Source organism: Bartonella sp. AA81SXKL, from assembly GCF_042196945.1.
Taxonomy (GTDB): Bacteria; Pseudomonadota; Alphaproteobacteria; order Rhizobiales; family Rhizobiaceae; genus Bartonella.
The window spans coordinates 126,287-148,840 of the sequence record NZ_JBHIRH010000002.1 but is presented as its reverse complement, the minus strand read 5'-3'; the positions used below and the strand labels follow the sequence as shown (position 1 = coordinate 148,840).

15 protein-coding genes are annotated in these 22,554 nt (G+C 37.2%); 13 read left to right on the top strand and 2 right to left on the bottom strand.

Annotated elements, in window-relative coordinates; translation table 11 throughout:
• Nucleotides 1–5 precede the first annotated feature (5 nt).
• Both ACFINZ_RS01875 and ACFINZ_RS01870 read left to right on the top strand, forming a co-directional pair.
• Complete coding sequence (locus ACFINZ_RS01875) at nt 6–1,103, top strand: FecCD family ABC transporter permease (RefSeq protein ID WP_375617630.1); 1,098 nt, start codon at nt 6–8, stop codon at nt 1,101–1,103.
• Nucleotides 1,100–1,933, top strand: a complete 834-nt coding sequence (locus ACFINZ_RS01870; protein WP_375634176.1) for a heme ABC transporter ATP-binding protein — start codon at nt 1,100–1,102, stop codon at nt 1,931–1,933. The genes ACFINZ_RS01875 and ACFINZ_RS01870 overlap by 4 nt, the downstream gene beginning before the upstream one ends.
• A 1,153-nt stretch (nt 1,934–3,086) precedes the next feature.
• Here ACFINZ_RS01870 and ACFINZ_RS01865 read toward each other — a convergent pair.
• A complete protein-coding gene (locus ACFINZ_RS01865) occupies nt 3,087–4,061 on the bottom strand; it encodes a tail fiber protein (RefSeq protein ID WP_375679824.1) in 975 nt (324 codons plus the stop codon).
• A gap of 1,864 nt (nt 4,062–5,925) precedes the next feature.
• Between ACFINZ_RS01865 and thiC the strand changes: the two genes are divergently transcribed.
• From thiC to ACFINZ_RS01820, 9 genes are all read left to right on the top strand, one after another.
• On the top strand, nt 5,926–7,761 hold the full coding sequence (gene thiC / locus ACFINZ_RS01860) for a phosphomethylpyrimidine synthase ThiC (protein WP_375701130.1): 1,836 nt from the start codon (nt 5,926–5,928) through the stop codon (nt 7,759–7,761).
• Nucleotides 7,758–8,708: an FAD-dependent oxidoreductase gene (locus ACFINZ_RS01855; RefSeq protein WP_375671830.1), complete on the top strand. Its 951-nt coding sequence runs from the start codon at nt 7,758–7,760 to the stop codon at nt 8,706–8,708. Before thiC ends, ACFINZ_RS01855 begins: the two co-directional genes overlap by 4 nt.
• Nucleotides 8,709–8,711: 3 nt before the next feature.
• The gene (gene thiS, locus ACFINZ_RS01850; protein WP_375671831.1) at nt 8,712–8,909 is read left to right on the top strand and encodes a sulfur carrier protein ThiS; all 198 of its coding nucleotides are present in this window, start codon (nt 8,712–8,714) and stop codon (nt 8,907–8,909) included.
• 4 nt (nt 8,910–8,913) lie between these two features.
• Complete coding sequence (locus ACFINZ_RS01845; RefSeq protein WP_273791116.1) at nt 8,914–9,687, top strand: thiazole synthase; 774 nt, start codon at nt 8,914–8,916, stop codon at nt 9,685–9,687.
• Nucleotides 9,684–10,289, top strand: a complete 606-nt coding sequence (locus ACFINZ_RS01840) for a thiamine phosphate synthase (RefSeq protein ID WP_375659684.1) — start codon at nt 9,684–9,686, stop codon at nt 10,287–10,289. Before ACFINZ_RS01845 ends, ACFINZ_RS01840 begins: the two co-directional genes overlap by 4 nt.
• Nucleotides 10,280–11,038 (top strand): hydroxymethylpyrimidine/phosphomethylpyrimidine kinase, encoded by a 759-nt coding sequence (locus tag ACFINZ_RS01835; RefSeq protein ID WP_375671850.1) that lies wholly within the window; start codon nt 10,280–10,282, stop codon nt 11,036–11,038. Before ACFINZ_RS01840 ends, ACFINZ_RS01835 begins: the two co-directional genes overlap by 10 nt.
• Before the next feature lie 448 nt (nt 11,039–11,486).
• A complete protein-coding gene (locus tag ACFINZ_RS01830; RefSeq protein ID WP_375671832.1) occupies nt 11,487–12,326 on the top strand; it encodes a uracil-DNA glycosylase family protein in 840 nt (279 codons plus the stop codon).
• 73 nt (nt 12,327–12,399) lie between these two features.
• Nucleotides 12,400–15,027 carry an aminopeptidase N gene (pepN, locus tag ACFINZ_RS01825; RefSeq protein ID WP_375680707.1) on the top strand — a complete coding sequence of 876 codons (2,628 nt, stop codon included), beginning with the start codon at nt 12,400–12,402 and terminating at the stop codon, nt 15,025–15,027.
• A 286-nt stretch (nt 15,028–15,313) separates the two neighbouring features.
• A complete protein-coding gene (locus ACFINZ_RS01820; RefSeq protein WP_375620708.1) occupies nt 15,314–17,635 on the top strand; it encodes an ATP-binding protein in 2,322 nt (773 codons plus the stop codon).
• Here ACFINZ_RS01820 and ACFINZ_RS01815 read toward each other — a convergent pair.
• Entirely contained in the window at nt 17,632–18,156 is a 525-nt protein-coding gene (locus ACFINZ_RS01815) for a methylated-DNA--[protein]-cysteine S-methyltransferase (protein ID WP_375620707.1), read from the bottom strand. The two genes, ACFINZ_RS01820 and ACFINZ_RS01815, sit on opposite strands and share 4 nt — an antisense overlap.
• Before the next feature lie 447 nt (nt 18,157–18,603).
• Here ACFINZ_RS01815 and ACFINZ_RS01810 point away from each other — a divergent pair, with 447 nt between their 5' ends.
• Both ACFINZ_RS01810 and carB read left to right on the top strand, forming a co-directional pair.
• Nucleotides 18,604–18,804 (top strand): hypothetical protein, encoded by a 201-nt coding sequence (locus ACFINZ_RS01810; protein WP_375634312.1) that lies wholly within the window; start codon nt 18,604–18,606, stop codon nt 18,802–18,804.
• 167 nt (nt 18,805–18,971) lie between these two features.
• On the top strand, nt 18,972–22,457 hold the full coding sequence (carB, locus tag ACFINZ_RS01805; protein ID WP_375636246.1) for a carbamoyl-phosphate synthase large subunit: 3,486 nt from the start codon (nt 18,972–18,974) through the stop codon (nt 22,455–22,457).
• Nucleotides 22,458–22,554 lie beyond the last annotated feature (97 nt).

Genomic DNA, 22,554 nt, shown 5'->3' with positions numbered 1-22,554 from the left:
TAAAAATGGTAGACGGTACATCCAGGATGCATTTACCTAAAGAAAAAGAAGGTAAAAAAATAAACCGTTCAAAACAGGGGAAGATTTTATTATTAAGCTTAATAATATTCCTTATTTTCAGTATTTTTGGTGGGCTCTTGAATGGTGCAGCAAAGGTTTCTTTCGTTGATCTCCTCCATGTGATGCTTACACAAGATTTTTCGGTAAGTAGTAAAACGCGTGATTACCTCGTGCTCATCGACATAAGGCTTCCCCGTGTTATCTTGGGATTATTGATTGGAGCAGCTTTAGCTGTCTCCGGTGTTCTTATGCAAGGGCTTTTTCGTAATCCTCTTGCAGATCCCGGAATTGTAGGTGTATCAGCAGGTGCTGGACTTGGAGCAGTCTTAGCAATTGTTGTCGGCATTGCTTTTCCTGTTTCTTTTGCACCTTTTCTAGAGCCTTATAAAGTTATCATAGGTGCTTTTTTTGGTGGACTTTTATCAACGATTATTCTCTACATAATAGCAACGCATAACAGCTTTACCTCTATTGCAACCATGCTGCTTGCTGGCATTGCTCTTGGTGCATTAAGCAGTGCTGTTGTCGGAACATTGATTTTTGTCGCAAATGACCAACAACTGCGTGATATCACTTTTTGGAGTCTGGGCTCTCTTGCGGGCGCTACATGGTTGAAAGTATGGCTCGTTCTCCCTTTTATCGTTATTGGTCTTCTTTTCTCTCCCTTTTTATCACGAGCACTTAATGCCCTTGCTCTTGGAGAAGCTGTTGCTGGCCATATTGGTTTCCATATTCAACGCGTCAAAAATATTGCTATTCCTCTTGTTGCTCTTATGTGCGGCAGTGCTGTTGCTGTCAGTGGTGGTATTGGTTTTATTGGTATTATTGTTCCTCATATTTTACGTCAGCTCATTGGTCCTGATCATCGCTATCTCATTCCTTGCTCTGCTCTCTTGGGAGCAGCATTACTTATTTTTGCTGATATGTTTGCACGCTTAATTGTTGCCCCCGCAGAATTGCCGATTGGGATTGTAACAGCACTTTTTGGTGCACCTTTCTTTCTATGGATCCTTATATGCAAACGAGGAACAGACTTTTCATGATTGAAGCGACAAATATTTGTGTTCAGCGCGGAAAGAAGCAGATTCTTAAACACATTAATCTTCAAGCTAAAAGTGGTGCTTTTACCATTATTATTGGTCCTAATGGATCAGGAAAAAGTACTTTTATCAAAGCTCTGAGTGGTGAAATTCCTTACAGTGGAAAAATAACCTTAAATGGTTATAATGTATGCCAAACAAAAACTCATGTAATGGCAAAAATGCGCGCTGTACTACCACAATCAACAACGCTCGTATTTCCATTCTTAGTCCATGAAGTTGTAGGGCTTGGCCTTTCTGTAAACCAATTTAGCATTGCCAAAGCCGAATTGCAAAATCTTATCCAGAAAGCTTTAGAGTGCGTTGACCTTTCTGATTATGGCAACCTGTATTATCACCAATTATCAGGCGGAGAACAAGCTAGAGTGCAACTTGCCCGTGTACTTTGCCAAGTCTGGAAACCTGTTCATAATGGGATTCCTCGCTGGATGATATTAGATGAACCTATTGCTAGCCTCGATATTCAACATCAAATCATCGTTATGGATATTGCTAAACAATTTGCTCATTCTGGTGGCGGTGTTCTTGCTGTTCTTCATGACCTCAATCTCGCGGCACATTATGCAGATAACATGATCTTGCTCAAGGAAGGTAAGATTTATTGCGAAGGAAATGCAACTAATGTTTTGACAACACAAAATCTCCGCAATGTTTATCATTGTTCTTTAAACGTTTCTGAATTACCTAAAGAAGATATCCCTTTTATACTCCCTCAAACGACATCCTCCTATGAAATTAGATCTCTAAGCTATCGGCTTCAATCTAAAAACTAAAGTCCATAGCAAAATAAAACACGCAAATATTCAAGAATCTTTTTTATTTTTATATGAATTCCTTTTTGTCATCTATCATAAAAAAAGAAGACCAATTACCCTAAAGATATTTTTTGAAAAAAATACCAGTTTAAAATCTTTCAAGATTTTACGTAACTAAAAACATGTGAAGTTTTGTTTTGTTATCAAATTTTTAGATAATACGAATTTATACAACATAAATATGCGTTTTCTCACTCTTTCTATCACTTTTATCTTTATAAAAATGATTCAAGAAATACATACAAATGCCTTTGTTATAATAACGGGTGTATTATTTATATCTTCTAAGGACTATATAGAAATCAAGTACCTTTCTTCCCTCCATAAAAGATTTATTTGTAGCTTTAATGGTAATGTTTTCTTTATAACACATATACTTTAGCTTTTTTTATAAATAAATATTGATTTACAATGATATTTTTACTTTTCTCTCTCTATTAAAAAATTGTTTATTGGCATATTATAAAGAATTAACCTATTGAATAAAAACTTTAAAATAAACTCAATAACGCTTCTTGTAAGCCCCCTAATGCAAAAACAATACGGAATATAGGGATGAGGAGAGAGTATAGAAATAGCGTTGCTCTGCTGCTTCACAAGCATAACGATGATTCCACTCAAAGGGGTACACTATCATTTACAGATAAAGCCTCCTACCATGGCAATGCAAAGAAATGAAATCGACAACAAGGTGAAAAATATCTTTATAAGATGAATTAACTCATACAGGGTTATGCTATTTTTGCACAAAAAACGCTAAAAATATTGTACTTTTTTATGCCTCAGGTTGAATAATTTTATTACCTTCCCCTATCAAAACACCTTATGAAAAAATATATCTCCAGATCTCTTCACGGCACAGTTTAAATGATTTTTACACATTTTCCCTATGTTATCGTACAATTATAAAAAAGTTATGATTTTCTTTTTTTTATAATAAATTATATCCTTAACTCTTTCTTTCAATCATTTTAAAATTGTTTTTTGACTCTCTCAAGTATCCTATTAACAATATAGATTTCCTTTTCATATGCATAGAAAATAACGCGGAATTGCTCCGCGTTAACAAAATTATCAAGGTGTATAGATTATTATTATTACTTAAACATACTCATGATTTTATAGCATAGACAACGGTTGTATTAACAGGGCGCGTTTCTGCCTCACCCGTATGGGAAAGAGTTACCTTGTGTGTATGTGCACCAGCAGAAGCTGTTCTCCCTTTCAGGGTCGCATTATAAGTATAATGATTCGGGAGTCTCCCAATATCACCAACGGGCCATCCTACCCCTTGATACTCAAAATTATGCGCATGCTCGCCTGCGTTTTCAATACTCCCAATATGCGTATGTGATTTTATGCTATCTTGTTGTTCATCTGCAAACTTTCTACCACCATCTAAACCCCGACCATTATCAAAGCCGCGTAAAAACATACCTCTAAAATCAGGAACTTTAAAAGTTTTATTGCTGTCTTTTCCCCATTTATCACCTATTGCCTCGAATAACTGCGGATAATCTTCACGCTTATAGGCCTTACCATCACATAAAAGCCAACCATTTGGCACATTTTGCATAGCAAATGTTGCAATGAATCCAGAGGGGAAACTTTCTATCTTAGGTGGTGTAGGGTTTAATAAATACCAACCCTCATGCTCTTTTATTAAAACACCATTATTGTATACCATTTCATAAATGCCATCTGTTTGAAATTCTCCACCTTCTAATGGTATAATCCCCGCATCAGTGGCTTTATAGATAAGCTTTTCTCCTATATTATTAACAGTTATTGTTGTCACGCCAATATTTACACCACAAGCTTTAAAACGTATGACGATATCATTGTTGTATTTCTTTATAGGCGAAACTGTCTTTAAGGTAATTAATGTTGTTTTATCTTCCAAATTTACTATAAAGCTTGAATTAATAGATCCACCATTATCTGCAAGATATTCGCGCACGCGCTGCATCATCGCCCGTGCACTATCATTAACAGAACTAGGCGGCTGTCCTTCTGCCCAATTAATGATACTATCTGAATAAGCATTTTCATCAGCCTTTAGAGACCAATCGTAAATATTAGACATTTTAAATCCCCCATTATTTTCATAGTTTTTCTAACAACTTCTCGTTCTGTGCACTAAAATGTGCTGCCGCTGTTTATTGGTACATCATAACCACTGCACCATCCTTATTTACGCATTTTATCTCTCTTCACTCCTTCCAATTTTATAACCTAAATTCACCAGACGCTTTTCATAACATTAGTATTAATGCTTTCTCTTCTAATGTATAATGTAACCACCTCATCTGATGTTACTTAATATCTTGTTTTGTTGCTTTGCTGTTGTTATATAATTATTTTTCAAATCTTGCATCTTGTTGCAAAATTTATAAATACTATTCAAATTTTTCCTTATTATGGATTTCATATAACCATTACTGAATGTAATAACTTATCATCCACATAGAAAGTTTCTGACTTAAACATTATCTTTTTTTATTTTTTTCAATAGTTTAAATCTATCTCGTCGATATTTTATACCATATATTTTAAACAAAGAAATTCTATCTTTTGGCTATCATTTGTATTAAAACTTTAAAAATTAGCTTCAAATTTTTTGCATGCTTCATTATGTTTTTATTCACATGCAGATAGTTTGTTCTATTTTATTCAATTGATTTCTGAAATTGTGTCACAAGATTAGCATCAATGTTTTTTTTGAATAAGCTTTTGTTCAATCTAAATGTATCACAGAGAATATATTCAATATGGACATTTGCTCCACACTTTCATTAAACTGGAAATAAAATACTTTGAAATATTAAATATCACACACCTTCACAAAATTTGAAGGTTGTATCCGATCCGGAAAAAATTAAAAAGCATAACCTAGCCTCTCCCCCAATTTTTATGAACAATATCCTTGTTTTTTAAACGCCCCATAACCAACTTTTCCCCTCCCACAGTTAACACATCTACCTCTATATATTATTATATGTATATTTTTTTTGCAAGAACAATAAATCATTCTAAACAACATCTTGCAATTATTGGTGTTCTTCTTAATTCAAGGCAATATTATTTTTATAATAAAGATTAGGTATTGTTTCACGCTTTTGTTTATCGCATTCTTAATGGGAACATCCCCCTCATAAAGAATAAAGTACCCCAAACAAAATATAATGATATTGCATATTACGCACTTTTTAAGAAATATTGCTCAAAATATACTCCTTTTATTTTATGACAGCGCACGTCAATGATACAATAGCAAGCCATTATAGATCATCAGCTTTAAGCTTTTGAAGATACAAGTGGAATCCATCATACATTTTGTTGTCCCCCACGTTTTGACAGCCTCACATCTTAGAATGTTCATTAAATATCATTTGGCTTCCTTTCTTCAAGTGTTTTGCCCCATACGCTCCCACTTATGACGTGCAAGGAAGTGTTTTTATATGAAAAGATATATGATGAGAGGATCTTATGGTATTCTGAGTTATTATTTTAATATGAAAAAAATCTCAATCAGAGCCATAAACTATCTACTTTTCCCTGATAATCCGTTTTTAACTTTATTCTGGTTTATAAAAGCTTCAATATCATAGTTTATCACTTCATAATATCTATTTTCACTCTTAAAAACAAACCAAAATTGTTTAAAATATATTTTTATGATTGACAATATAGATATTTAAGCCAACCATATTCGTATTAACAAAAATACTTCAAGTGGGAGGAGGCATGCAAATATTAGAATAGATATTGTTTTAGTTTTTCAAAATAATTTTTCTTGAGATGTATTGGGTTTTCTTTGCTATAAAGCAATACTATCCCTATTCTTCTGAATGCTCGTAATTGATAATTTGAATACATCTCCATTAACATCATAACTCCATTAACATCGCAACCTATTTTTGAACTCTGTGTCTATAAGGAAAAAGTTTGTGCAGAAAAATACTCCATCAATTAATTGTAGCCCCTTTCCCGCTTCACGCAAAATTTATCAACAGAGCCTTCTCTTTTCTGATGTGCGCGTACCATTGCGTGAAATTTCACTGGCTGATGGCAGTGGTGAAAAACCTTTAAACGTCTACGATACTTCTGGCCCCTACACAGATAAAGATATGATCATTGATATTACAAAAGGCCTGCCAGCAATTAGCTTGCCTTGGCTCTCTAAGCGGGATGATACTGAAACTTATCCTGCACGATTAGTTAAACCTGAAGATAATGGATTGACTTCTGATAAAAACCTTACTCCAGCCTTTAAGCAAAAACGTTCTATTTTACGAGCAAAAAATGGCAAAGCAATTACACAAATGGCTTACGCACGCGCAGGCATTATTACCGAAGAAATGGAATATGTGGCTATACGAGAAAATGAAGGATTAGTAGTAAAAGAACGGCAGAATGTACCATCAAATGAAACATTTGCTGGATCAATACCAGAAATTTATACTGCGGAATTTGTGCGCAATGAAATTGCTTGTGGACGCGCCATTATTCCACAAAACATTAATCATCCAGAGTGCGAACCCATGATTATTGGGCGTAATTTTCGTGTTAAAATTAATGCTAATATTGGCAATTCAGCAGTAACTTCATCTATGGAAGAAGAAGTTGATAAAATGGTTTGGGCCATTCGCTGGGGAGCAGATACAGTTATGGATCTTTCTACAGGTCGAAATATTCACAATATTCGTGAATGGATTATTCGAAATTCTCCTGTGCCCATCGGGACTGTTCCTCTGTATCAAGCACTCGAAAAAGTACAGGGTATTGCCGAAAACTTAACATGGGATATTTTCCGTGATACCCTTATTGAGCAAGCAGAGCAAGGGGTTGATTATTTTACCATTCACGCAGGATTAAGATTACCATTTATTCCTATGACCATTGATCGTGTAACAGGTATTGTTTCACGAGGCGGTTCTATTATGGCAAAATGGTGTCTCCATCATCACAAAGAAAGCTTTCTCTATGAACATTTTGATGAAATTTGTGATATTGCAAAAACATATGATATCTCTCTTTCATTAGGAGATGGGTTACGCCCTGGCTCTATTGCCGATGCCAATGATGAAGCCCAATTTGCAGAGCTTAAAACCTTGGGAGAATTGACAAAAATTGCTTGGAAAAAAGATGTACAGGTTATGATTGAAGGCCCTGGGCATGTCCCAATGCACAAAATTAAAGAAAATATGGAGCAACAATTAGATCTTTGTCATGAGGCGCCTTTTTATACTTTGGGACCTCTTACAACAGACATTGCTCCTGGTTATGACCATATTACATCAGCAATTGGTGCCGCTATGATTGGATGGTTTGGAACTGCTATGTTGTGTTATGTAACACCTAAAGAACACCTAGGACTGCCCGATAGGAATGACGTAAAAACTGGTGTGATTACTTATAAAATTGCTGCTCATGCCGCAGACCTTGCCAAAGGTTTGCCTAGAGCACAATTGCGCGATAATGCTCTTTCGCGTGCACGATTTGATTTTAGATGGCATGATCAATTTAACCTTTCTCTTGATCCAGAAACAGCCTGTGCCTTTCATGATGAGACAATGCCTAAAGAAGCCCATAAATTGGTGCATTTTTGTTCCATGTGTGGACCAAAGTTCTGTTCTATGCGTATTTCCCATGATATTCGTGAGGCAGCCGCAATAAGAAAAACAAAAGGGGAAGGTATGATCGCCATGGCCGAAAAATATCAGAAAAATGGTGACCTTTATATGGAAATTGTTCCTCCTCAAAAAAAGAAAGTAAATAGTTGAAGAACATTCTTATCAAAGGTGCAGGTGTAGGCGGCTTAACAGTTGCCTTTATGTTACAGCAAAAAGGTGCTTCTGTTACTGTATCGGCCCCCCCTCATTCACCTATAGGAAGTGCTAGTTGGTATGCAGGAGGAATGCTTGCACCTTACTGTGAAAGGGAAAGTGCAGAACAAATTGTTGAAGATCTTGGTGTACAAGCTATACAATGGTGGCGTAAAACGCTCCCAAACCTTGTCATACAAAAAGGCACTTTAGTGGTTGCACCTACACGAGATAGAGGAGAGCTTGAACGATTTTCTGTGCGTACGCATAATCACAAAACCGTAGATAATACAGAAATAGCTCATCTTGAACCAGATCTTGCGGAACGTTTTAACTGTGCACTCTTTTATGAAAATGAAGCCCATATTGATCCTCGCAAAGCACTTATGACTTTAAAAGAAAAGCTTCTCAACAATGGAGCCTGTTTTGTTGATGTAGAAATAGCTGAAAAAAATTTTGATATTGTTATTGATGCGACAGGAATAGCACGTTTAGGAAAAGATAAAAATATACGGGGCGTACGCGGCGAAATGCTTCTCGTGCGCTGCACCGATATTAAAATTTCGCGTCCAATTCGTCTTCTTCACCCACGGTTTCCTCTCTACATTGTACCTCGACAAGATAATATTTTTATGATTGGTGCAACGATGATTGAAAGTGACTTTGATGGTGCAATCTCTGTAAGATCAATGATGGAACTGCTCAACGCGGCTTATACTTTACATCCTGCTTTTGCTGAAGCAGAAATTATTGAATCTGGCGTTGGTGTTCGTCCATGTTATCCTAATAACTTCCCTTCTGTGCATAAAGATGGTAACTTTATTTCTATTAATGGATTTTATAGACATGGTTTTCTGTTGTCTCCAGAAATGGCAAAACGAGCAATGGAATTGGCATTGGAATAAAACATGCAAATATTTGTTAATGGTGAAACAGTCCAAACAGAAGTTATGACTCTCGGTCTCTTGCTTGAAGAATTGGAGTATGAAGGAAATTGGCTTGCAACTGCTGTTAACGCTGAAGTTGTTCCCATAGATGCACGAAGCCAATTTGTCTTGCATGAAGGAGATAAAATTGAAATTTTAAGCCCAATGCAAGGAGGCTAAAATTATGCTGAATCTTTATGGACGACAATTCTCTTCCCGTCTTCTATTAGGTACAGCGCAATATCCTTCACCAGCAATCCTTCGTGATGCTATTCATAAATCGAATACGGAAATTGTAACTGTTTCCTTGCGCCGTGAAACTGCAGGTGGAAAACAAGGTGGACAATTTTGGAAATTTCTTCAAGAACTTGGGGTAACAGTGCTTCCTAATACTGCTGGTTGTTATACTGTTAAAGAGGCCGTAACCACAGCCCAATTAGCAAGAGATCTTTTTAAAACAGCTTGGATTAAACTCGAAATTATCGGTAATTCAGACACCTTACAGCCAAATATTTTTTCCTTAATCGAAGCAGCTCAAATTTTAAACAATGAAGGTTTCAAAATTTTTGCCTATACAACGGATGATCTCATTGTTGCTGAAAAACTTTTTGACATTGGTTGCCGTGTTATTATGCCTTGGTGTGCTCCTATTGGTTCTGCCAAAGGACCTCATAATACTGATGGATTGCGTTCTATCCGTGCTTATCTTCCTGATGCTACTCTTGTTATTGATGCCGGCATTGGACGCCCATCACATGCCGCTATTGCGATGGAACTCGGTTATGATGCAGTACTGCTTAATACCGCAGTTGCTAAAGCAGGTGATCCTGTCTTAATGGCTGAAGCATTTTCTAAAGCTGTTCAAGCAGGACGTATGGGATATAAAGCTGGCATGATCGAAGCACGCAGTGTAGCAGTCCCTTCAACGCCAATCATTGGAAAAGCAGTATTTTCATGAAACTGGATCCATTTTACCTCATCGTTGATAACGCTGATTGGATTGAACGTTTGCTTCCTCTTGGTATCAAGCTCGTACAATTGCGTATGAAACATGAAAATCAACAACTAATCCGTCAACATATCAAGCGTGCAAAAAACATATGCAATAAATTGGGAGCACAATTAATTATTAATGATCATTGGGAAATAGCAATTGATGAAAAGTGCAATTTTATTCATCTGGGACAAGAAGACCTGAGCAATGCTGATCTTCACGCAATTCGTAAAAGTGATATAAAAGTTGGTCTTAGTACACATGATGAACATGAATTGGATACCGCACTCTCTGCTAATCCTGAGTATATTGCACTTGGTCCTATTTATCCGACAATCTTAAAAAAAATGAAATGGATGCCGCAAGGACTAGAGAAAATCAAACAATGGAGAAAGCGGATTGGTGCTTTACCTTTGGTGGGTATTGGTGGTTTAACACCAGAACGCGCAGTTGGTGTTTTAAAAGCAGGAGCAAATAGTGCTGCTGTTGTGACTGATATTATCCTCCATAAAAAACCTGAAGAGCGTGTACAACAGTGGATAAAAGTGACACAAACATGGCGTTGATACCTTCCATTCTTATTGTTGCGGGCACTGATCCAACAGGAGGTGCTGGTATTGTTCGTGATATAGAAACCTCTGCGCATTTTCAAATAAAAGCAAATTTAGCAATTACTTGTGTTAACGTACAAGATGATAATCGCGTTGTCGAAATCATTCCAATGCGTGGAGACCTCGTCGCTGCGCAAATGCGTGCTGCCCTAGAAGCAAATCCAATAAGCGCAATAAAAATCGGTATGACGGGGACAAAAGCAATTATAGCAGCAATCTGTAACGTACTCAAAGACTATCCCCATGTTCCAGTTATTTGGGACCCTGTACTTGTCGCTTCATCAGGAGGAAAACTAATAACGGAAACAATCATCGACACGATGATCGATAAACTGCTTCCTCATGTTGATCTTTTAACACCGAATAGAGAAGAACTCGCTCTTCTTAGCCAAAGTCCATTGGCATCTCATGATAAGCAAGCAATACAACAAGCAAAAAAACTTTTGTCATTGGGAGCTCGCTCTATTTTAGTAAAAGGGGGACATGCAGAGGGGCCTCTTGCAATTGATAGCTTCATTGACAAAACTGAAGTCATAAATATCTCTACTCCACGTTTAAAAGGAACAATGCGAGGAACAGGTTGCATTCTCTCAAGCGCTATTGCAGCGCATTTAGCATTAAATGAACCTCTCATTTCAGCGGTAAAAAAAGCAAAAGAATATATCCACACATTGCTTTTAACCCATTGTAAAAATAGTTTATAACGTCTTAGTATTTTCTCATATAAAAGTAATATTTATATATTTCATATTATTATATTTTTTTAATAACTTTTATTAAAAATATTAAATATAATAATAAAAATTTATACTTTATTTTATAAATAAAATACTACAAAAGTAACTTTCATTAAGTATTAAATATATAATATAATGATAACAAATATTATCACACCACTTGCATTCAGTAAAAAAATCTTTTATTGTGAATGCGTTTAGTCTGTTTAAAAAGTTGAAATAGCGCAATTTAAACAAATTGTACATTTAAAGATGTATATAATCGCGAACATTCGCATTTTACGATTTGCCTTTTTTGTGAAAAGAGAGAATCCTATCAGCGTTCTTATACATTAATGGCTAGCGAATACATTTAATAAAACTTGAAGGATAATTTTGTTTGATCTATAATCGCTAGATCATTAGAAAAAGTAAAATGTTAAATCAAACGCCGTGCTCAATTTCCTATGAAGAACTCTTAAACTTTTATAAAGAAAGTGGTGCGGATGCCGTTCTGACGGATTTCCCTATTGATCGTTTTAAGCAGTCTGCTTGTTCAGAGAGAAAATTAATATCTGTCGTGAACATTTCTCATAATCAACAAGCATCTCCCAAAACATCTCCAACCGTAAAATTAGATCATCATCAGCTGCATAACTCTAGGACTATACAAAATGAATCCACAGCTATAGAGAGTGCAAAAAGTGCAAAGACACTTGATGAATTAAAATCTGCTCTCCTTGCATTTAATGGCTGTTCATTAAAATTGACAGCAAAAAATACCTGTTTTTCAGATGGAACAGCAGGAAGCCCCCTGATGCTTATAGGCGAAGCACCAGGACGAGACGAGGATATACAAGGAATTCCTTTTGTGGGAAAAGCCGGGATGTTGCTTAATAAAATCCTCGCATCAATTGGCTTAACAAGAAATAATGTTTACATTGCCAACACTATTCCTTGGCGTCCGCCAGGAAATCGTACACCAACACCAAGAGAAGTTGCCTTGTGCCGCCCTTTTATTGAACGGCACATTTATTTAGCGCGTCCTCGTGTTCTTATAGCACTAGGAGGCGTTGCTGCACAGTTTCTTACTGGATCTCAAAATGGGATTATCCGAACAAGAGGGAAATGGCATATCTATGAAAGCAAGGATAATATAAAAATACCTGTTATGCCAACTTTCCACCCAGCTTACCTTCTTAGAACCCCTAGTCAAAAGAAGCTTACATGGATAGACTTCTTAGAAGTAAAAAATCGCCTCGACAGCCTTTTGTAATTCTTTAATCCTATATTGCTTCTAAAATTAACACACCCTTCTTTAACTCTTAAAATACAAATGGGAAAAAACTATGAAACAGCCAATAACATCTATTTATCGTTTGGAAGACTACCAACCAACCCCTTACGTTATCCCTAAAACACAACTTTCTTTCCAATTAGCACCGACAAAAACCTATGTTACAGCCATATTGTCTATTGAATCCCGTCACGATACAAAAGAATTAACACCTCTTGTTCTTTCTGGTGATGATCTTACTTTAATTTCCGTTTCTATTAATGATGAGATATTAGCCCCAAACACTTATAAAGTGACTCCTTCACGTTTAGAAATTACAACGCCACCAACGGCTCCTTTTACATTGAAATTGGTTACAGAACTGAATCCTGAAAGCAACCGCCAACTTATGGGGCTTTACCTTTCAAATGGTGTTTATTGCTCACAATGCGAATCGGAAGGTTTTCGTCGTATTACTTATTTTTACGACCGCCCAGATGTTCTTTCTACCTATAGAGTGAAAATTGAAGCAGATACCCAAACAATCCCAATCTTGCTTTCAAATGGTAATCTGGTGGAAACAGGAACTTTAGAAAATAATCGCCATTTTGCCATTTGGGAAGATCCTTATCCCAAACCATCTTATCTCTTTGCTTTAGTAGGTGGAGATCTTGATAAGTTAGAAGACCATTTTACAACTGTATCTGGACGACGTATCGAGCTTGGTATCTATGTAGAAAAAGGAAAAACCGAACGCGCAACCTATGCAATGGATGCTCTTAAACGTTCCATGCGTTGGGATGAACAATGTTTTGGGCGCGAATATGATCTTGATGTTTTCAATATTGTTGCTGTTTCCGACTTTAATATGGGAGCAATGGAAAACAAAGGCCTTAACGTTTTTAATGATAAATATGTTCTTGTCGATCCTGAAACAGCAACCGATCAGGATTATAGAAATGTTGAACGTGTCATTGCACATGAATATTTCCATAATTGGAGCGGTAATCGTGTTACCTGTCGCGATTGGTTTCAACTCTGTTTAAAAGAAGGATTCACTGTTTATCGTGATCAGGAATTTTCATCAGATCAAAATGTACGCAGCCTACAGCGAATTGAAAATGTAAAAGCATTAAAAGCAACGCAATTTGCAGAAGATGCAGGACCTCTTGCGCATCCTGTGCGTCCTCGTCAATATAGCCAAATTAATAATTTTTACACAACAACTGTTTATGAAAAAGGTGCTGAAGTTGTTCGCATGATACGGACTATTTTAGGTCCTACTCTTTTTCGTAAAGGCACTGATCTTTATTTTCAACGTCATGATGGACAAGCTTGTACAATTGAAGATTTTATTACCTGTTTTGCTGAAGTGTCTGGTCAAGACTTCTCCCAATTCATGCTATGGTATGAACAGGCAGGAACACCCAATGTAGAAATCGATAGTCATTATAGCGATGGTGTTTTAACAATTCATGCAAAGCAACATATTCCCGTTACCCCACAACAAAAAACAAAAAAGCCCATGTTTATCCCTATCGCTTTTGGACTCCTAGGACCTAATGGAGAAAACCTCACCTATGAAGCAGATACAGATATTCAATCAGATGTTATGCTTTTATCCAAGGAAAGCCAAACCTTTACATTAAAGGGACTGCGTGAAAAACCCGTTTTATCACTGCTGCGAGACTTTTCAGCACCAATCATTCTACACACTCCATTCAATGAAAGAGAACTTATTTTTCTTGCACAACATGATGACAATCACATCAATCGCTGGCAATCTCTTAATCATTTAATGACGCAAGCTTTGATTCAAAGCATTCAAGATAAAACACAAGAAAAAGCAACACTTCCTTCTGCTTTGCTAAAGCTGATTGAAACGATTATAACAGATGAAACCTTAGAGCCTGAATTTCGTGCCTTCTGTTTAAATTTACCTAGTGAAGTTGAGCTTGCTCATACAATCGGTAAAAATATTGACCCAGATCGTATTCATTATGTCCGCAATCAGTTTTTAGTTTCACTTGCACAAACTCATCAAGAGCTCTTAACAAAATTCTATGGACAAATGCAAACCCAAGAGCCCTATTCACCAAACACTGCACAAGCTGGAAAGCGAGCATTAAAGAATATCATACTGGATTACCTTTCCATTGCTGAAGCCAATCCAAATCGAGCTGCTATACAGTATGCAACAGCTGATAATATGACTGACCGTATGGCGAGTATCGCTGTTCTCGTGAAGCGTTTTAATGAAAGTGAGCAGGCACAAAATGCCTTAAATGATTTTGAAAACAGCTATCAGAATGACCCTTTGGTCATGGATAAATGGTTTTCTATTCAAGCAATGGTTGCTGGCACATCAACACTCGAGAATGTTCAAAAGCTCATGCAACATCCGCTGTTTTCACAAGATAATCCTAATCGTGTACGTTCTCTAATCGGTGTTTTTGCCTCTAACAATCTCACGGGCTTTAACAGGATGGATGGAGCATCTTATCATTTTCTTTGCCAAGTTATTTTGGAAATTGACAAAAAAAATCCACAGCTTGCTTCACGATTATTAACAATGATGCGCTCTTGGCGACAATTAGAACCTATTCGACAACAAAAACTTGAAACTGAATTAAAAATGATTGCTGCTGCGCCAAAATTATCAAGCGATGTTGCTGATATCATCAACCGTCTGCTTACTTGAAACAAAAAATTATTTTAAATCAATATGCTATAATATTTTTTAAAATAAATTCTATAAACTATTCGATCATCATTAAATCTATAAACAGGCAATCTAAGCCTGTTTATAGATCACGTTTAAAGTACTTTTTTCTTTTCATATTCCAAAATCATAAAAGTAAAATTATTTTTTTTTAAAAAAAGACTGGACAGAAGACTCCTGTTTTGATTCATTGCACTCGATGGGGTTACTATGAATATCGAAGCAGTTTTTAAATCACATTATTCCAGAATTAAAGGAACGCGAGATGGCTAAATTGGACGCATATAATGCGCCAAGGGAGGTGTATGCTGATTCAAAATCAAGCGCTCAAAGTCGCAAGGAGCGGACAGAGCGTACCAATCTATTTTCTGGTTCTGCCTATAAAAAACTTCTTTTTATTGAACCTTGGCTGCGACGTTCACTCCCATTTGTAATTCTTGCATTTCTTGTTATACTAGCAGCAATCCGTTTCCTATCAATCTATGATTGGCGCAACACAATTGATAAAAACACGCATTCTACCATCGCTCTCTTAGCTTCTCATATTACCAATACAATCGACCGTGACTTACTTGCCGCCACTCGACAAGGAAAAGCTGCTGCTCTTTCTCATAATCATTTACAAAATATCCTGACTAATTTTCGTAACAAAGGTTTTATAAAAACCAGCGCTGTTATTGCTATTGTCGATCAAAAAGGCAATGTCCTAGCTTCATCAAGTTCCGAGATTGTCTTAGGAAAACCCTTACAGAATTTTACCTCTGAAAGCATTACTTTACAAGCTCTAGGAAAACATGCTGGAATCATGAAAATTACAATAGGAAAAGATATTCCTGCTCTCGCTTCCTTTCAGCAAACAGAAAATGGACAATATGGGGTATTCATCAGTGAAAAAATGCAACATATTTACATGGAATGGCGGAAAGCTCTCTCGTTAAATATAACCATGTTCATTGGAACTAGTGGCGTTATCCTTGCTCTTCTTTATGCTTATTACAACCAAATTGTACGAGCACGCAAAACAGATCTTGTTTCAGAAAAAATTCAAAACCGTATTGATATGGCAATGATGCGTGGACGCTGTGGACTATGGGATTGGAATATGGCAAGTGGACGCGTCTACTGGTCACGAGCAATGTACGAAATGCTCGGCTATGTCCCTCAAGATGCATTGCTCTCAATTTCCCAAATTAGCGCCATTATCAATCCAAATGATGCGAATTTTTTTGACCTTGCTCAGGAATTAATGAGCGGTAAAAAAAAGCATATCGATATTAACGTTCCTATGCGTCATGCTGATGGTCATTATGTATGGATGCGCATTCGTGCCGAAGTTACTGAAGAAGAAGAACCCCATTTGGTTGGTATTTCCTTCGATATTAGTGAACAGCAACAATTGGCTGAACAAACAGCGCAAGCCGACCTTCGTATCCGTGATGCGATTGAAAACATTTCAGAATCTTTCGTCTTGTGGGATGCTGAAGGACGTTTAGTCATGTCCAACAGCAAATTTTGCGAATATGCCGCTATTCCTAAACAAATTCTCCAATCAGGTATCCAACGTGCAACCGTCGAAGCCATGGCACGCCCTGCACTCAGTGAATATCCCCTTAAAGATGATGGTACTGGTAACTTAACCAGTATTCGCCAAACGGCAGATGGTTGTTGGCTCAAAATTAACGAACGACGAACCCAAGATGGAGGATTGGTTTGTATTGGTACTGACATTTCTGAGCTTAAACAACAACAGGAAAAATTTGAAGACAGTGAAAGGCGTCTTTTTTCTTTCATTCAAGAACTCAAGCGCGCGCGAGGGAGTGCTCAACAACGCGCAACAGAAGTTGAAAAACTTAATAAAAGTTTGAAAGCAGAAAAAGAACGCGCCGAAAGTGCTAATAAGGCTAAATCAGAATTTTTAGCCAATATGTCTCATGAATTGCGCACGCCTCTGAATGCTATTCTTGGTTTTTCAGACATCATGTTGCAATCAACTTTTGGTCCTCTTGGTTCACAACGCTATAAGGAATATATGCATGATATTTACAATTCAGGAACCCATCTTCTAACCCTTATCAATGACATCCTTGATATGTCAAAAATCGAAGCAGGAAGATTTACGCTTGATTGTAAAAATACCGATCTTGAGCCCATCATTAGTGAAGCAGTACGAACATTAACGCCTCAAGCTCAAGAAAAAAATATTGTTGTTACAACAAACATTACCCCAGAACTTCATGCTGAAGTTGATGGTCGTGCAATGAAACAGATTTTCCTTAATCTCATCTCTAATGCCGTTAAATTTACGCCTTCTGGTGGAAATATTGATGTCTGCGCTTTCAAGAAAAAAAATAATCTTATTTTTAAAATTACAGATACAGGTGTTGGTATTCCCCAATCAGCAATTAAAAAACTTGGGCAACCTTTTGAACAAGTTGAAAATCAGCTTACTAAATCTCATACGGGCTCAGGTCTTGGCTTAGCCATTTCACGCTCCTTGCTAGAACTCCACAAAGGAAAACTTGAAATTACTTCAAAAGAAATGAAAGGAACAACTGTAACGATTATAATGCCCATCACACAAAGTTAAATTTCTCCATTTTGTTCTCGTTGTAGTAAAATCTGTTTCCGTTTGTCCCCCCAACGATACCCTGAAATAAAACCATTTTTACGCACAACACGATGACAAGGAATGATAACAGCCAATTCGTTACGTGCACAGGCATTAGCAACGGCACGAAAAGCTTTCGGCATACCAATACGGCACGCTAAGATCTCATAGGAAATTGTTTCACCACATGGTATATCACATAATACTGCCCATACTTGTCGTTGAAAAACTGTACCATTTATATCTAAGGGAAAATTATATTTTTTTACCAGCTTAGGTGTTTCTATCATGGCTATAATATGGGCAACTTCTCTCTTAAATGTATTGTCACCTACAACTTGTTGTGCATCACCAAAGCGTATCGTAAACTCCTGTAATAATTGCTCTATAGTGTCTCCTAACGCTATATGACAAATCCCTTTTTGAGACCTAGCCACCAAAAGCTTTCCTATTGATACATCTTTCAAACAGAATACTCTTGTTTGGGAAATGTTCAGCATTTTAGCCTTCTTTATATTTTAAATAAGTCTTGAACATCATCAATAAAGTAAAAGGAGAGTATTCACTATCTTTTAAAAACAAACAAAATCATTCTGAAATTATATCCTTAGCCATTGTATTAAAATACACTCTCACCCTTTTATGAAATGGAAAGATACATAGATTGACTGTCTTCCTACCCTAAAACGGAAACTTCGACCAGAGCCGATCTATCAACAATCTTGCTTTTTATATAACAGATTCCAACTGAAACCATTTTATATGGTTTATTTCATAAGCTCTCTACAGACAAATCCTGTCCTGAATTCTATCATACACTCTAACAAAAAACACCTTAATGTGGTAAATTTTCATACCTTATATCACAGCTCTAAACGGCAGTATTTTACGGAAAAACACGATAAGCTTCCCATTTCATTTTACGAAATCCCATCGAACCATAAATAATGGCTTATGTTTTACAAGCAACAGAAAAAGCGCGTGCTCTCTTAAGCAAAAAACGTCATAAAACACAAAATATGCCGGCAATGGATTGGAAAGATGTTCTGGCTTTTTATGCTCCACGTATGCTTGAATATTCTAATTTGTTGGAGCACTGTTATTATTTTTTTATCAAAGGTCATACTTTTGATAGACTGATGAGATGACTCAACTCAAAAAAGAAATTTATCTTCAATTTTATGAAAAAAAGCATGGAAAAGGTATTTTAATGCTTACTTTCTTTGTCACTTAACTTATAAAATGATTGTAGCCTCAGAACTGAAATATTTTGCCCGCAACAATCGCACATAGATATTTGTCATAGGAAAAAGTCATGCCCAAACGCACAGATATAAAATCTATTCTTATCATCGGAGCAGGACCTATTATCATTGGTCAGGCATGTGAATTTGATTATTCAGGCACTCAAGCCTGTAAAGCATTAAAAGAAGAAGGTTACCGAATTATTTTGGTAAATTCTAATCCTGCCACGATTATGACAGATCCAGATCTAGCTGATGCAACTTATATAGAGCCCATTACTCCTGAAATAGTTGCCAAAATTATTGCCCACGAGCGTCCCGATGCCCTTTTACCCACTATGGGAGGACAAACAGCCCTCAATACTGCTTTATCATTAAAGCGTATGGGTATTTTAGACCGCTATCATGTTGAAATGATAGGAGCCAATGCTGATGCTATTGATAAAGCTGAAGATCGTGCTTTATTCCGCCAAGCGATGGCAAAAATCGGTTTGGAAACGCCACGCTCTATGTTAGCCAATGCAACAGAACTGAAAGAAGAAAATCGCCAACAACACGCAAAAACGTGTGCTGAACTTAAAGCCAAGCTTTCTGGTGCTGCGCTTGACAAAGCACTCGAAGAACTTGAGCGCAACTGGCGACATACCGAAGCTGATCGCAAACAACATTATATCGCCCATGCAACAGCAAAAGCAGTTCAAGCTCTTGATGTTGTCGGGCTTCCAGCTATTATTCGTCCTTCATTTACCCTTGGTGGAACTGGTGGTGGAATTGCTTATAACCGCTCTGAATTCTATGAAATTATTGAACGTGGGCTTGAAGCTTCACCAACAACAGAAGTATTAATTGAAGAAAGTGTTTTAGGGTGGAAAGAATATGAGATGGAAGTTGTTCGTGATAAGAACGACAATTGTATCATCGTTTGTTCTATTGAAAACATTGATCCGATGGGGATTCATACCGGTGATTCGATCACTGTAGCACCTGCTCTCACCTTAACCGATAAAGAATATCAATGTATGCGTAATGCTTCGATTGCTGTTTTGCGTGAAATTGGTGTTGAAACGGGGGGATCCAATGTACAGTTTGCTGTCAATCCTGAAAATGGGCGCCTCATTGTTATTGAAATGAATCCGCGTGTTTCTCGCTCTTCAGCGCTTGCCTCAAAAGCAACGGGGTTTCCCATTGCTAAAGTAGCGGCTAAACTGGCTGTTGGTTATACACTTGATGAATTAAAAAATGATATCACGGGTGGTGCAACACCAGCATCATTTGAGCCTTCTATTGACTATATTGTGACAAAAATTCCTCGTTTTGCGTTCGAAAAATTTCCCGGTTCATCACCTGTCCTCACAACTGCGATGAAATCTGTAGGAGAAGTCATGGCAATTGGACGCACTTTTCAAGAATCGTTACAAAAAGCACTCCGTGGACTTGAAACAGGGCTTACGGGTCTTGATGAAATTGTGATTCCAGAGCATGCTGAAGGGGATGAAAAAAGTTCTATACGCTCCGCCATTGCCATACCAAGCCCTGATCGTCTACGCTATATTGCTCAAGCCATGCGCACAGGCTTACCCTTAAATGAGATTCACCAAATTAGCAAAATTGATCCGTGGTTTTTAGAACAAATAGCCTCCATCATTGAAATGGAGCAGCGTATCCGCATTCATGGATTACCCCAAGACGCAGATAACTTACGTATGTTAAAAGCTATGGGCTTTTCAGATGCGCGATTAGCCTCCCTTACAGGGAAAGAACCCGATTATATCGCAGCTTTACGCAAATCACTGAATGTTAAACACGTCTTCAAACGGATTGATACTTGTGCCGCTGAATTTTCTTCTCCTACAGCCTATATGTATTCAACATATGAAGTTCCCTTTGCAGGTGTAGAGCACTCGGAAGCACACGTTTCTGAACGCAAAAAAATTGCTATTTTAGGCGGTGGACCAAACCGCATTGGGCAAGGTATTGAATTTGATTACTGTTGCTGCCACGCTGCTTTTGCACTGCGTGATGCAGGATTTGAAGCGATTATGATTAACTGTAATCCTGAAACAGTTTCAACCGACTATGATACCTCTGATCGCCTTTACTTTGAATCTTTAACAACAGAAGACGTTATCGCTATTTTAGAAGCAGAACAGGAAAAAGGAGATTTGGTTGGAGTCATCGTCCAATTTGGCGGACAAACACCCTTGAAATTGGCAAGCGCTCTAGAAAAACACAACATCCCCATCCTAGGTACTTCACCTGACGCTATCGACTTAGCAGAAGATAGAGATCGCTTTCAAAAACTGTTATTTAAACTTAATTTAACACAACCTAAAAATGGTATTGCCCACTCCATTGAACAGGCACGCCTCATTGCCCACGAACTAGGCTTCCCCTTGGTTGTACGTCCCTCTTATGTTTTAGGAGGACGTGCTATGCAAATTATCCGTGATGAACGTAGCTTACAAAATTATTTACTTGAGAGTGTCCCCGAATTAATTTCAGAAGATATCAAAGTCCGTTATCCTAACGACACAACAGGACAAATCAATATATTGCTTGGTAAAAATCCGCTTCTCTTTGATACCTATTTAACAGAAGCAATTGAAGTAGACGTCGATTGTCTATGTGATGGCAAAGAAACACTAATCGTTGGTATTATGGAACACATTGAAGAAGCTGGTATCCACTCTGGTGATTCAGCATGTTCTTTACCAGTCCATACGCTCTCAAATAAAATAGTTACTGAATTAGAGCGCCAAACCAAAGCATTAGCACAAGCACTTCATGTTCGCGGCTTAATGAATGTACAATATGCTATAAAAGATGACACCATTTATGTCTTAGAAGTCAATCCCCGTGCTTCACGTACTGTCCCATTTGTTGCAAAAACGATTGGTCGCCCTATTGCTAAAATGGCTGCACGTATTATGGCAGGAGAAACGCTTCATGATGCTCTTCAAGCTTATGGTGGATTACCTTCTTTGCAGAAAAAACAACATATTGCTGTCAAGGAAGCAGTATTTCCTTTTGCTCGTTTTTCAGGTGTTGATACACTTCTTGGTCCAGAAATGCGCTCAACCGGTGAAGTTATGGGTCTTGACTATGAATTTTCGCTTGCTTTTGCTAAAGCCCAACTTGGAGCTGGTGTAAAACTCCCTAAAGAGGGAACTTTGTTCGTTTCTGTAAGGGATGAAGATAAAAAACGCATCTTAAATCCTGTAAAACGTTTAACTGAGCTTGGCTTTTCTGTTGTCGCCACAAGTGGAACACAAAAATTTCTCACCGAACACCACGTTGAAGCAAAAAAAATCAACAAAGTTCTAGAGGGACACCCCCATATTGAAGATGCTATTCGTAATCGCCAAATTCAATTGATTTTTAATACAACTAGCACTGCCAGTGCCATCTCAGACTCAAAATCATTACGTTATGCAGCACTCATGCAAAATGTTCCCTATTATACAACAATATCTGGAGCCGAAGCCGTCGTAGAAGCGATCAAAGCACTCAAAAAAAGGCACCTTGAGGTACGTTCACTACAAAGTTATTTTAGTTGAATTTTTTTCTACTTAGCAAAATGTACACTGTTTTCTTATTTTTTCTTTATATAAAAATTGATTAAGACTTGCTTTTTGTTCTAAAAACTTTTATAGA